This is a genomic window from Legionella pneumophila subsp. pascullei (assembly GCF_900637585.1).
In the GTDB taxonomy this organism is placed as follows: domain Bacteria; phylum Pseudomonadota; class Gammaproteobacteria; order Legionellales; family Legionellaceae; genus Legionella; species Legionella pascullei.
Map to the genome: position 1 here is coordinate 1894640 of NZ_LR134380.1, position 14141 is coordinate 1908780.

Consider the following 14141-nt stretch of genomic DNA (forward strand, 5'->3'; position numbering starts at 1 on the left):
CTCTACCATCAATATATTGACTGTAAAATTAACTACAGAATGATGTATTATCCCCATTTATGTGAATGTTACCTGAGTAATTATGATTGCGTTTAAGTTGAATCATTAATCATTTCATTTTTTATGTCTTTCTTGCCTTATTATAAATTTAATTCACAGTGAGCAACTGTTTGTCAATTATGATGGAAGGTGTTAGAATCAATTGATCACATTGTATGCTAATAGGACATGCCATTGGGTTTCAATTTTCTCTTATTGCATCAAGATATGAAGATTAAATTTAAAAAACATTTGGTGGAGTGCAAGGAACATGAAAACTGTCGATGAAATAGACTCTCTTTTACAATCAGACAAAATAGATGAAAAAAGCATCTCTGCTCCAGTTATTTCGCCAAATGAAGCGATTGAAGATGATTTTTATCTCATAGATGACAGTGACTATGTTGAAGACCATGACTTTAGTGATTTTCCATGGCTGGATCCTGAACATCCATTATATTTCCCTGCAACACAGGCACATAATCCAAAAGGTTCAACACGATGGGACGCTGTAAACAAGTTTTCTGTAGAAAACTGGTACCCTCATTTAAAAAAGCATACGTTCAAGTCACGCTTTATTACACTGAATTATAATGATATCCAGTATTTAATGGGTAACATTCTTCCAGACTACGATAGCACTAAATTGGAAAGTATGTTCAATAACATCATTTCAGAATTTAACAATAAAGAAGTCTTCATGCGATTGTCCACCAGGAGCCCAAAGGATTCCAAGCATCTCTTTGAAGAAGCCGCTACCATAATGAGCAAGGACTTTGTGTATTGGAGTGAAAATGACAATAAACATCAGCAATTGGTGTCATTTGTTGCCTCAATGCTCAAATCAATGAAAATTAAAAATGGTAAAAAAATAATCGAAACAATAGCACAAAGCCCCCGGGTTTATAATGATTTAATTGCGCTAGTTAGTTCAGTTGATCAATCCGATTGCACAACAAACATTATTTTGCGTGAATGGCATGATATTCGTCCAGACCATGAGTTTAGAGTTTTTGTATCCAGACGTCATCGTAAAGAAAGTATTGTCACAGCGATATCACAATATTTTCATTTTTTATATTTCGATAAAAATCCTGCAGATTGTTTCAATTTTCTAGATGAAGAGGACAAAAAAGCTGTTATTAAAAAATTTGAAAATTATGTTCTCAAGTCAGTGGATCCAGATGTTGCAAAATTTTTAAATTTTTCAAGCGAACAAGATAATGACGAGTCAGCAGATTGTATTCGTGAATACATTGTTGATTTAGCCTTAATTCCAATCCATCAATATCATGGTGAGGTAACAAATGAAAATAAAATTGAAATTGGGAAAAGCATTTATGTAATGGTAGTTATAGAGCTGAATCCGTTTGCACCAGCAGCAACCGGGAGTGGTTTATTCAATTGGAAAAATGACTTAATGATGCTTTGGGGCAAAACATCCTGTGACTATCCCGTCTTTAAGTATCGCACAACACCAAGAGAAGATTTACAGTCAGTATCGTTACTGCCGTCAAATTATGAGTCTGTTATCCAAAGCGCCCTGATTAAAAGACTAGGAAACTCTTATTCCAGCTCAGTAAGTCAGACAGCAAGATTTTTTTCCTCGGCTCAACCAGAGAAAGGATCCTCTGGCTCAACGCTATTTGATATGGATAAAAAACCATGGTAGGTGATATTTAAAGAAAACCTGAACGGGGAGTTAATTCTACTTCATTTTCATGAAGATGAGCGGCTGCCCAGGCCTTTAAAAATACAATGGCTTCCTTTGGGCTTTCCATAGCAAGTGAATTACTTGCTTTCAATCCTTCCCCAAAACTCGCATTATGAATGGAAAAAGCACTGGCATCCAGGTGTTGATTAGCTTTCATACAGGAGTTAATTGACGAGGTCATTGCAGATTTAGCACGACTCAAATTACCAGCTTGTTGTGCCCATATTGCATAACGAAAAAAAGCTTCAGCCAGCATCATATAAGCATAACTACCATATTGATTTAGGTTTGCCTTGCAAAGCTTAATTACCTCCTCTAAAATTTGTTCTGCTTCATCTGCGGAAACAACCTTATCTAATTTTTGATATAAAAATTGGATATAACGCTGGCTTGCATGAATCGACCCAAATTTCATAGCCTGATTTAACCAGTAGAGTTCTAAATCAGAAAAGGATTTTTCTTTTGCTGCTAATGCTTTTTGGGAAAGGTGAAAATAATAAGCACCACGTAATAGATTAAAATGATTGACTTCTCCACCGTCATGAGTGAAAAAAGGTTTAGGTACTAGTTTATCTTTGGTGAGAACTAATCCAAAAATCGAGTAGAGTTTTTTCCAAAGCGCATCGTATTCACTTTTCTCACAAAGCGTAACAAAATAAGCGGAAAATTTGGCTATTCTGATAATAAAAGATAGTGATTCTAATGAAATTTGAGAGAAAAATTTACTCTCATCAAAATCCTGGCTGCCTAAAGAGGAGATAAACATCCAATCACCAAGATTTGGGTGTGATTGTAAGTCACGTAAACTATTTTTTCTCTCGATGGCACATTGCAATTTTTTAAATCCTCAATATCTTTGTTAAATCACATGCGTAGCAATATATTAACATATTGTACATAATATTGCACACATGACTTGATACTTTGTATATACCTCATGCAAATACATAGCAATCAACTTATACTCAAACAGAAACCTCTATATGTTGGTTAATTGCATTAGCAAAGAAAATACAATATTGCGCTTTTAGTAATCTATTTGCAATATTATTAATCTATAATTTGAATGTTATCTGCGATAAAAGGAATTTATCATGAAAACGATAAATGCTCATGTCCTGAGATCATTAGCTATTCTTAACTTAATTTTTCTTTTGTTGCTTACTGCATCATTTAGCAATGTAATAAATGCCGCCAATACTAATGCAGCTCAGTATCTTTCCGGGAATACTCAGCTTGCTTATTTCATCGGGATTCACAGCTATCCTGGTAACTACTACTGGCGCGGCCCTGTATATTACAAAAACGCTTACTGGACAAAATGGAGATACATTGGCTATGGTTGCCAGAAAAGCTGCCTAATAGACCGATGGAGTGGCCGAGTGATTCGCTGTGCCAAACGTTGTTTTTAATTATCTATTGTTTAAACAACTTGGTGTAAATACCTCTTCCCAATAGCTGGAGGGAGTTTTTCCACGTCTATTCCAAAAATGAGGAAGCAGTTTATTTTTATACAAACATGAAGAACTCGGAGTTTTCTCCGTTGTTGTCTCTAGAGGATTGGGTAGTTTGACTGTGGCAATAGACTGCTTATTGAATCTGTGCTGGATAATATTATAGGTTTTTTCAAGATAGTCTGGTATCGTTCTTGTTGTTTTTTGCTCTTTGGCTATCAATCCTACCAATTTAGCACGTTGCTCAAGCTGGTCTCGCACATTAATTTGTATTTGTTTTAATTGTTTTCCAACACAGCCAACCTCTTCCAGCAGCTGTATCAGATGTCCTCTACGTTCCATCATTTTTTTCGGTATTTGTTGCTTGTTTTTCAAAAACTCATAAATGATATCAATCACTTCTGGAGTGACCTCTCTTCTTAAATGATTAAGTTTTTTATTCAGATGTTTTAATTGTTTTTTTAAAAGAACCTCTTTGTCTTTCAAAGATTCAAGTGATTCATCCAAAGCTCCAATGGCATGGTAGGTAAAAAATAAAGGAGTAAAATCACTGTCACTTTGGTGTGTGCTCATAAAATGCCGTAAGGCACTATGATTTCCTGTTGGTGAACTTAGTTGACATAGCTGATTATAATTATTTCTTACACTTGCAGGCAAACCATCGATTAACTGCTTGTCTGCAATTAATTGCAAATTAACAAATACCAAGACAAAGCCTTCATAACAATGACGCCTTAATAGTAAATCCGATATATTTACCCAGCGCCTGAAAGCATTTAATCGAGAATCGGGACAAGATTTATGCTGTTGAATGTCATTTTTAAGAAAAAATTCCAGTTGCTGTCTTAACTTAAAATAACTTTGTTGCCTCAAATTTGATTTTTCTTTTCTTTCAAATCCTGAAATATCGCTAAAATCATCCAAAGTAAACTGCCTCAATTGCTCTCTTAATTTAGTATCAATCAATAATGCATAATCTGAGGCAATTTTGGACTCTATAAAGCTGTAAGTTAATTGATTTTTCCTGCTGTGCGCTATTGATTTTTGAAATTTTCTATCAGCAATCAACTTGTCAAATCGTTCTGAGGCCAAAGGTTTTTGCCAAAAAAGCTTATTGTCCTTTGTCGTCAGGCAGTAACGAAAATAATTATGGGACACTGTCGTAAACTCCTTTCCAACAATTGATTTGTTAAACTAAGCAAAGTAGTCAACCAATCCTTTGGGTAGATGCTTAGTTAATGAGATGATTTTATTTTTATCTTCAGCTGATTGAACAAGATCTATATCAACATTATGATTTTTCTGAGAATATTGGCGGGAATTTGTGTCAGTTCCAATATGCACTTCAGATAAATTTATGCCTTGTTGAGCCATCATCTCTCTTAATCTGGGAAGCGCTTGATCAACAATTTCTTTTACATAAACACTGTGAGTAGATATGTTAACAGATGCGTTATCCTTTACAACGTTTACATTAATTTCCAAAGGCCCTAATTCCTCAGGATGAATTTTAATCAAGGCACTTTTTACTTCCTGATGACCAAGCCAAACAATATGTTCGGATAATTGATTTGACCACTGCGAGTGATTTACATGAATTGGAATTGTAAAATTTTTAGGCGCGTAATTATTGGAAGCCACTGGGGGGTGAATATCTGAACCAGCTTTGGGGGGCATTTGATAGGAATTACCAGGTATTTCAGAACCCACTTTACCTACCTCTATTCCCGATCTTATTACCTCAGATCCAGGTTCGAGATTCATTTTAATCTCTTCTAATGTTGGGAAAGCATCCCCCTCTTTAACTAATTGATGATTTTTCAACAAATCACTCTGCAATTGATTTGTTGCCTCCTTTTGATAAGAGTTAATATTATTCTCTTGATTACCTGCTTTTGGAAAATCCAGTTTCAGTTTGCCAGATTCAATGGATGCTATTTCTGAGTCCCAAATTTTGTAAGTTTCATTTGTCTGGCTTTCAGGTTTAATTATTGGTGGTTGGAAATTTTCAGAATTAATCCATGTCAGAGCCACATTTTTCTCTATTGTCGATTCAAATTGCCCTGTATATTGATTACCTGTTATTTCATTAACATCAGGTAATTCAGTACTGAAGCACAATTGATTATCTGATGATTTCAACTGCTCATTGTGTTCTTGAATGTGTTCGTCAACCTTTATCTCGTTAAATTGCAGATTTGGCAAAACTTTATTACCTTCTGAATTTTGATGTTCATATTCGTATGTTGTATCTGTACTGTTTGTTGATAAAATTTCAGCCATCAGCAATATAAAAGATTCAGGAGTTAATAAATCACCGTCGCTGTCAGAATCCTCATGAATATCAATCAATTGCTCAGATTTTAGATCATTTTGAACCGTTGACGAGGTATCCGGGAAAATGGATGAATTGAGTATAAGGTTTTTCAGATCAAGCATGTCACACTCCCTGTGTTATGATTAACATATAGCAAAACTCATACCATCTGCAAGCTTACTGAAAAAATAATTAAGGGATAGTTAAAAAATATTGCATGCATGTAAAACCTCTTAACACCTACTATAACCCCTAAAAAAATAATGCTAGTTTTTTGACATGCTTTACAGGAAGAGAAATTTATTATGTATTACTATTTATTCAGCCACCATAAATCTAAGAAATCTATAGATGGTTTGATTGAACAAGTAAAAAAATTGTTAAATCATGTGGAAATGAAACAAAAGGCGTATTTTTTGAATTTATTAACTCTCCGTGTTAGCGAATTTCAAAACGAGCTTGAATCGGAAGCTTCAAATACCTTTAATACACAACAGATACTTATCCAGTATGAAAAGTTTGCGAAAACCTTACTCATTTGTATAAAGCAACCTGAACGAACATCCTCTGCAATACATAATTACCAAAAGGGATTTTACTATCCTGTTGCTGTTCATGATAAAATTAAACCAGATCCCACTATAGAGAATGTAGCTAAAGCAACTGTGGGCATCGGTCTGACGTTGCTTTTTGGTTCAATACCAACATTTATTTTTAACCCCCTCCTTGGTGTTATTATGGTATCACTCGCTGTGACACTGCTGTTACCAAGTGGTTTTTGCCTGCTAATTCCAGACTCTCCAGATACGACAAGAAAAAAAGAAGAAGAAAAAAGGATTTTTGTAGAAGGAGCAAAACTTATTAATCCTGATATTCTATTTGAAGAGTTTGATGAAAAAACATACCCCTCCGTATCATTAATTAAAACATGATTTTATTGATACTGAATGAAAACTTCCTAAAATTGAGCTATTATTTCTAAAGATTATTAATAATAATGATTTTGGGAGTTCTTTATGAAAGTGGGTCAAGACAGTCTATCAACAAAATCACAGTTAACAGTTGATGGAAAAACCTATAATTACTACAGTTTGAAAGAAGCTGAAAATAAACATTTTAAAGGAATTAATCGCCTACCTTACTCCCTGAAAGTATTGCTTGAGAATTTATTACGCTTTGAAGACGGCAATACAGTAACGACCAAAGACATCAAAGCAATTGCTGACTGGCTCCATAATAAAACATCCCAGCATGAAATTGCGTTTAGACCAACAAGAGTGTTAATGCAAGACTTCACTGGTGTTCCCGCAGTTGTAGATTTGGCCGCCATGCGTACTGCCATAGTAAAAATGGGAGGTAATGCAGATAAAATTTCTCCTCTTTCGCCTGTCGATTTAGTGATAGACCATTCAGTCATGGTCGATAAATTCGCCTCAACTGATGCCCTTGAAGTGAATACCAAAATCGAGATAGAAAGAAATAAAGAACGCTATGAGTTTTTACGCTGGGGACAAAAAGCTTTTTCTAACTTTCAGGTCGTCCCACCCGGAACAGGAATTTGTCATCAGGTCAACCTGGAGTATTTAGGAAAAACTGTGTGGAATAGCGAAAGTGATGGCCAATTGTATGCTTATCCGGATACTTTGGTTGGTACAGACTCTCACACCACTATGATTAATGGACTAGGTGTCCTGGGTTGGGGAGTCGGTGGTATAGAGGCCGAAGCAGCCATGCTGGGACAACCAGTATCCATGCTAATCCCCGAAGTAATCGGCTTTAAATTATCAGGCAAACTTAAAGAAGGCATTACTGCGACTGATTTGGTTCTTACCGTCACTCAAATGCTGCGAAAAAAAGGGGTTGTTGGTAAATTTGTCGAATTTTATGGTCCTGGACTTAATGATTTACCTTTGGCAGATAGAGCCACAATCTCCAATATGGCACCTGAGTACGGCGCAACATGTGGCTTCTTTCCAGTAGATAAGGAAACAATTAAGTACTTGGAATTGACTGGCCGTGATAAGCATACCATTGCCCTTGTTGAAGCTTATGCTAAAGCGCAGGGCATGTGGTATGACAAAGATAGTGAAGAACCAGTGTTTACTGACTCTTTACATCTGGATTTAGACAGCGTTGAACCCTCTCTGGCTGGCCCTAAACGACCCCAGGATAAAGTAAATCTGAGTTCATTGCCTATTGAATTTAACAATTTTTTAATCGAAGTTGGAAAAGAAAAAGAGAAAGACAAAACCTTTGCCGTTAAAAACAAAGACTTTCAAATGAAACATGGTCATGTAGTCATAGCAGCAATAACCAGCTGTACTAACACCTCTAATCCAAGTGTACTGATGGCAGCAGGACTGGTAGCAAAAAAAGCGATCGAAAAAGGATTACAACGCAAACCATGGGTTAAGTCTTCTTTGGCACCTGGTTCTAAAGTAGTTACAGACTATTTAAGACATGCCGGCCTGCAAACTTATCTGGATCAATTAGGTTTTAATTTGGTTGGCTACGGTTGTACCACTTGTATAGGTAACTCGGGTCCTTTGCCTGATGATATTTCCCACTGTGTTTCAGAGCATGATCTTGTTGTTTCATCCGTTCTATCTGGCAATAGAAATTTTGAAGGACGTGTTCATCCTCAAGTCAGAGCCAACTGGCTCGCCTCTCCCCCATTGGTAGTCGCTTATGCTTTATGCGGAACAACTTGCAGTGACTTAAGCAAAGACCCAATTGGGAAAGACAAAGATGGAAATGATGTTTATCTTAAGGACATCTGGCCATCTAATAAAGAAATTGCTGCTGAAGTAGCCAAAGTAAGCGGTACCATGTTCCGTAAAGAATATGCTGAAGTCTTTAAAGGTGATGCTCATTGGCAGGCCATTCAAACAAGCTCAGGACAAACTTATGAATGGAATCTTGATTCTACCTACATTCAACATCCCCCATTTTTTGAAAATTTAAGTCTGAAACCAGAACCTATCAAACCCATTAAACAGGCTTATATTTTAGCCTTATTCGGTGATTCAATTACAACGGATCATATTTCACCTGCCGGCTCAATCAAAGCCAGCTCTCCAGCAGGGTTATATTTAAAATCCAAAGGAGTCGATGAGAAAGATTTTAACTCCTATGGATCACGCCGCGGTAACCACGAAGTAATGATGCGAGGCACTTTTGCCAATATACGCATTCGTAATGAAATGACGCCTGGACAAGAAGGTGGTGTCACACGTTATGTTCCTACCGGAGAAACCATGTCGATTTATGATGCCGCCATGCGTTATCAGGAAAATCATCAAGATTTGGTTATCATCGCTGGTAAAGAATATGGAACAGGCTCTTCTCGCGATTGGGCAGCAAAAGGCACTAATTTGCTTGGCGTTAAAGCAGTGATTACTGAAAGCTTTGAACGAATCCATCGTTCCAATTTAATTGGCATGGGTATATTGCCATTACAATTTAAAGATGGCATTACACGTAAAACGTTAAAGCTGGATGGTAGCGAGCGCATCAGTATTGAAATTTCTGATAAATTAACCCCGGGCGCGATAGTGCCTGTAAGCATAGAAAGGCAAGACGGGCACGTTGAAAAGATAGAAACCCTTTGTAGAATTGATACTGCTGACGAGCTTGAATATTATAAAAATGGCGGAATACTTCAGTATGTATTACGCAAAATAAGTTCTTGATCATAGGGCACTTTGCTGCCCTTCTGCATTAGAATGTTGGGTTTCACAACAAGAGAAACCCAACAACATATAAAACTTCAGTAGTAATTAAACTATACAGCCAAACTTTTCTTTACTCTGTTAAATTATCATAATACCATTTATACCCCATTCAATACCCGGGTTTATTGCACTCATAAAGGATAAATAATGAATCATTCAAAAAAGGTTCTGAACGTTTTTTCTTTAGTTATGATCAACGTCATTGCTGTAGATAGTTTACGGACCTTGCCTATCAGCGCAAAACTTGGATTTTCCCTGGTCTTTTATTATATTTTTGCAGCTCTTACCTTTTTTATTCCAGTAGCATTGGTTGCCGCAGAGCTTGCTACCGCCTACCCTAATACCGGAGGAATTTATGTCTGGGTTAGAGAAGCATTCGGGAAACGAGCAGGATTTATCACCATTTGGCTGCAATGGATCTATAATGTAGTGTGGTATCCAACCATGTTAGCTTTTATCGCCGCTACTTTATCCTATTTAATCGCTCCTCATTTAGGAAATAACAAATTTTACTTATTGGGCACAGCACTTACTTTGTTTTGGGTGTTTACTTTTTTAAATTGTTTTGGCATGAAACTATCCAGCATTGTAAGTATCATCGGTGCCTCCATAGGCACATTATTGCCTATGATAGTGATTATTGTTCTGGGTACTGTTTGGATATTTCAGGATAGGCCTGTAGCAGTCAATTACCCAACAACATGGCTACCTGATTTTAGTTCTTTAGGAAATTTGTCTTTATTTTCAGCGGTTTTATTTGGCCTTATAGGAATGGAAATGTCTGCTGTTCATGCTGAAGAAGTAAAAAACCCACAAAGAGACTATCCAAAAGCCCTTTTTTATTCAGCTCTTTTAATTATATCCACCTTATCATTAGGTTCTTTGGCTATTGTTATTGTAGTACCAAACGATAGCTTAAGCGTTGTTTCTGGTCTTGTTGATGCCTATGCCGTATTCTTTAATTCCTATAATATGCCGTGGATGACATCAGTGATTGCCGTATTAATTATTTTAGGAGGCCTCAGTGGCGTTTCAGCCTGGATAATAGGCCCAACCAAAGGATTACTTGTATCCGCGCGCGATGGCTCCTTACCTGCACTGTTTTCCCGTGTTAATAAATACGGCTCGCCGGTAGCAATACTACTCACTCAAGGCGTTATATTTTCTATATTAAGCACAGTCTTTATTTTACTTGATTCAATTAATGCTGCGTACTGGGTGTTAAGCGATTTAAGTGCTCAAATGGCATTGTTGGTATACATCATGATGTTTGCTGCAGCAATTAAATTGCGATACAGCAGGCCTGAACAGCCGCGTGGCTATACTATTCCTGGTGGAAATCTGGTGATGTCACTTATCTCTGGAATAGGAATTATCTGCTGCATAGCTGCTATGATTGTTGGATTTATACCCCCTGCACAAATCCCTATAAAGAATGTTTTTCTCTTTGAGTGTTTTCTAATTGGCGGTCTCATTCTATTTGTTTTAATTCCCTGGTTATTTGCTAAAAAACATGACGAGCAATTATGTAGTGAAGAGTAAGTTGAGCAAGATTTAAAGCCCACAAATATTTTTGTTGGGCTTTTCAAGATTGTTCTTAAGAGTAATTAATAATACTAACCTTCTTCCGGGATAGACATTAAACTGGCATTGCCACCTGCAGCAGTTGTATCAACAGTATAGGTACGCTCATGGCAAAGTCGAATCAAATAGTTAGGGCCTCCAGCCTTGGGTCCTGTGCCAGATAACCCTTCACCACCAAACGGTTGAAGACCTACAACTGCTCCAATCATATTACGGTTTACATAACAGTTCCCTGCATGAACTCTTTGCCTAATGTATTCAACTGTTTCATTAATTCGGCTGTGTATTCCCAGTGTTAAACCATAGCCAGTTTGATTGATTTGATTAATTACCTTATCCAGATCCTTTCTCTTAAACTGAATCACATGCAAAATTGGCCCAAATACTTCTTTTTCCAAAGCGCTGATATTATCAATTGCAATGGCTGTTGGTGGCATGAAATGTCCCGATGAAACGTCATCACTAACGGAGCATTGATATAATATTTCATGATGTTTTTTCATGTTTTCGACATGATTTTTCAATATAGATAAAGCTTCCTTGTCTATAACAGGACCTACATCGGTTGATAACCATTGCGGATCTCCAACAACTAACTCGGCCATGGCTCCTTTTAATAATTCTACAGTTCTTGGATAGACTTCCTCCTGCACATACAATACTCTCAGGGCTGAACAGCGCTGTCCTGCGCTGCCGAAGGCAGAGGTGACAGCATCCACCACCACTTGCTCCAATAATGCTGAAGAATCGACAATCATTGCATTTTGACCACCTGTTTCTGCAATTAAAGGAATAATTTCACCACCTCGAGTAGCTAATGTCCGATTAATCAAATTCGCCGTGTCTGTCGAGCCTGTAAACAGAACTGCTTTAATTCGTTTATCTGCGACCAAAGCAGCCCCTATAGTCTCACCAGCGCCTGGAATTAATTGAATTGCTCCTTCAGGAATACCAGCTTGATGCATTAATTTTACAGCGTAGGCTGCAATTAATGGAGTTTGTTCAGCCGGTTTAGCAATCACACAATTACCTGTAACTAATCCGGCTACGACTTGTCCAGTAAATATAGCCAAGGGAAAATTCCAGGGACTAATACACAATATTGTCCCGCGAGGATGTAAATTCAATACATTTAATTCCCCGGTGTATCCATTAAAGCGTTGAGGACTCCCCATAAGCTCTTGGCCTTTCTTGGCATAGTATCGACAAAAATCAATAGCTTCTCTTACTTCAGCAATTCCGTCACTCCAGGTTTTACCAGCTTCCCGACAAGTTAATACCATGAGTTCTGCCATATTGGCCTGTAATAAATCTGCAAATTGGTTTAGACAAGAAGCACGTTCTTCTACCGGTTTCTTACTCCATGATTCAAAAGCTAATTTTGCTTGATTTAATGCCACCTCAACATCATCAAGGGTTGCTTGCTGCACTGAGCCAATAGCATATGCCGGCTGCTGTGGAGACATTACCGTTTGCAGTAAGTCCCTGGATAATTTCCGACCGGAAATCATAGGACTTGCCTGCCATTCTTTTGTTTCAATTTTTCCCAGTTCCTGCTGCAATAAGGCGCGTTCAAGTCGATTTGTAAGGTCAAAGCCTTTAGAGTTTTTTCGTACGGGTAAAAAGATATCTTCTGGCAATGGTATATTTTTGTTTATTTTATTAAATAACGATTTTGCTTTAGCCACTGGATCTTCTACCAACTCGCTAATCGGTGCCTTATCATCCACTATGCGATTGACAAAAGAAGAATTTGCTCCATTTTCCAGTAATCGTCGAACTAAATACGGTAGTAAATCCTCATGGCTACCAACTGGTGCATAAATACGGCATGGAATCCCATAACAATTAGCAGGAACAATCTGTTCATAAAGCTCATTACCCATCCCATGCAGACATTGAAATTCAAAATCTCTATAATCTCCTACCAAATTCAGAATCATTGCCACAGAATAAGCATTATGAGTTGCAAATTGCGGATAAATAGCATCGGTCATAGTCAGGATTTTTTTTGCGCAAGCCTGAAATGACACATCAGTAAACACTTTACGGGTAAAAACCGGGTATTCAGAAAAACCTTGCATTTGCGTTTTTTTGATTTCACTATCCCAATAGGCTCCTTTAATCAATCTGACCATAATACGCCGCTGCTTACTTCTTGCTAGAGCAGCAACCCAATCCAGGACATAAAAAGCTCTTTTTTGATAGGATTGAACAGCCAAACCAAACCCATTCCATCCCTGTAAACTCTCATCATTAAACACCTTCTCTATCACATCAAGCGAAAGATCCAAACGCTCTGACTCTTCAGCATCAATTGTTAAAGCAATGCCATAATCCTTTGCTAAACGCGATAAGGCAAGTAATTTGGGGGGTAATTCTGCGATGACACGCTCATACTGAAATTCACTATATCGTGGGTGTAAGGCAGAGAGTTTGATGGAAATACCAGGGCGTCTGTATACATCTGAATGTTTATCTGCTTTCTCTCCAATTGAAATGATTGCTTCCTTATAGGCTTCAAAATATCTTGCGGCATCTGCAGATGTTAAGGCAGCCTCACCCAGCATATCGTAAGAATACCTGTATCCCCTGCCTTCCTTTTTCTTCGCTCGAGCCAAGGCTTCATTAATGGTACGTCCCATCACAAATTGCTTGCTCATAATTCGCATGGCTTTATCAACAGCTTTTCTGACAACAGCCTCACTACTTCGATTAACCAATTTTAGTAACGCTTTGGTTAGTGTATTTTCAGCTTTTTCAGGAGTTAAAACTTTACCAGTTAACATTAATGCCCAAGTAGTGGCATTTACAAAAAAAGATTCGCTCTGTCCACGATGGGCTCCCCAATCACCGCCAGCCAATTTATCTTTAATCAAATTATCAATGGTTGCATTATCAGGAACACGCAATAACGCTTCTGCCAGACACATTAAGGCAATTCCTTCATCGCTTGATAAGGCATACTCTGTTAAAAAAGAATCTATGCCGGTGCTTTTCTTTCTCTCGCTGCGAACTGATTCAACCAATTTTGTAGCACTGGTTTTAATCGCAATCATTTGCTGAGGATCAAGCGCTGCTTTTTCACTCAGTTCTGAAATTAAAAAAAGCTCATCCATACGATAAGCTTTATTAATAGCAGCTCTTAATCCTTCCGGTAAATGAATGGACTGCTTTTCCAGCATAATGTTCTCCAAAACTAAAGTGGTAATTGAAAAAAATCGTCATTAAATTTTTACCATATACGACAAAAATTAAATTCATTATTCTCACGATGAAGAAATCCAATCATGATATCT

Annotated in this window: 9 protein-coding genes; 5 read left to right on the top strand and 4 right to left on the bottom strand. The window is 37.4% G+C overall.

All coding sequences use genetic code 11. The annotated features are described in order from the left end of the window. Window positions 1–310: 310 nt before the first annotated feature. A complete protein-coding gene (locus EL201_RS08645) occupies window positions 311–1711 on the top strand; it encodes a cell division cycle protein 123 family protein (protein ID WP_027221873.1) in 1401 nt (466 codons plus the stop codon). Between the two features lie 7 nt (window positions 1712–1718). On the opposite strand, the gene EL201_RS08650 is transcribed toward EL201_RS08645, so the two are convergent. Further along, complete coding sequence (locus tag EL201_RS08650) at window positions 1719–2588, bottom strand: DUF5630 domain-containing protein (RefSeq protein WP_027221874.1); 870 nt, start codon at window positions 2586–2588, stop codon at window positions 1719–1721. A 259-nt stretch (window positions 2589–2847) separates the two neighbouring features. On the opposite strand from EL201_RS08650, the gene EL201_RS08655 reads away from it, so the two are divergent. Then, window positions 2848–3165, top strand: a complete 318-nt coding sequence (locus tag EL201_RS08655; protein ID WP_027221875.1) for a hypothetical protein — start codon at window positions 2848–2850, stop codon at window positions 3163–3165. Here the strand turns inward: EL201_RS08655 and EL201_RS08660 are convergent, their stop codons facing one another. Then, on the bottom strand, window positions 3166–4365 hold the full coding sequence (locus EL201_RS08660; RefSeq protein WP_027221876.1) for a hypothetical protein: 1200 nt from the start codon (window positions 4363–4365) through the stop codon (window positions 3166–3168). It lies immediately after the preceding gene. Between the two features lie 36 nt (window positions 4366–4401). Next, window positions 4402–5646, bottom strand: a complete 1245-nt coding sequence (locus EL201_RS08665) for a flagellar hook-length control protein FliK (protein ID WP_027221877.1) — start codon at window positions 5644–5646, stop codon at window positions 4402–4404. 183 nt (window positions 5647–5829) lie between these two features. Between EL201_RS08665 and EL201_RS08670 the strand changes: the two genes are divergently transcribed. From EL201_RS08670 to EL201_RS08680, 3 genes are all read left to right on the top strand, one after another. Further along, window positions 5830–6456 (top strand): lpg1689 family Dot/Icm T4SS effector, encoded by a 627-nt coding sequence (locus EL201_RS08670; RefSeq protein ID WP_027221878.1) that lies wholly within the window; start codon window positions 5830–5832, stop codon window positions 6454–6456. Window positions 6457–6540: 84 nt separating this feature from the next. After that, entirely contained in the window at window positions 6541–9216 is a 2676-nt protein-coding gene (acnA, locus tag EL201_RS08675; RefSeq protein ID WP_027221879.1) for an aconitate hydratase AcnA, read from the top strand. Between the two features lie 189 nt (window positions 9217–9405). Then, window positions 9406–10800, top strand: a complete 1395-nt coding sequence (locus EL201_RS08680) for an APC family permease (RefSeq protein WP_027221880.1) — start codon at window positions 9406–9408, stop codon at window positions 10798–10800. Window positions 10801–10874: 74 nt separating this feature from the next. On the opposite strand, the gene putA is transcribed toward EL201_RS08680, so the two are convergent. Next, complete coding sequence (gene putA, locus EL201_RS08685; protein WP_027221881.1) at window positions 10875–14027, bottom strand: bifunctional proline dehydrogenase/L-glutamate gamma-semialdehyde dehydrogenase PutA; 3153 nt, start codon at window positions 14025–14027, stop codon at window positions 10875–10877. Window positions 14028–14141 lie beyond the last annotated feature (114 nt).

Bases quoted from the DNA above. Each gene is read 5' to 3' on its own strand.
- EL201_RS08645 (WP_027221873.1), top strand. From the start codon at position 311: ATGAAAACTGTCGATGAAATAGACTCTCTTTTACAATCAGACAAAATA.
- EL201_RS08655 (WP_027221875.1), top strand. From the start codon at position 2,848: ATGAAAACGATAAATGCTCATGTCCTGAGATCATTAGCTATTCTTAAC.
- EL201_RS08665 (WP_027221877.1), bottom strand. From the start codon at position 5,646: ATGCTTGATCTGAAAAACCTTATACTCAATTCATCCATTTTCCCGGAT.
- EL201_RS08670 (WP_027221878.1), top strand. From the start codon at position 5,830: ATGTATTACTATTTATTCAGCCACCATAAATCTAAGAAATCTATAGAT.
- acnA (WP_027221879.1), top strand. From the start codon at position 6,541: ATGAAAGTGGGTCAAGACAGTCTATCAACAAAATCACAGTTAACAGTT.
- EL201_RS08680 (WP_027221880.1), top strand. From the start codon at position 9,406: ATGAATCATTCAAAAAAGGTTCTGAACGTTTTTTCTTTAGTTATGATC.
- putA (WP_027221881.1), bottom strand. From the start codon at position 14,027: ATGCTGGAAAAGCAGTCCATTCATTTACCGGAAGGATTAAGAGCTGCT.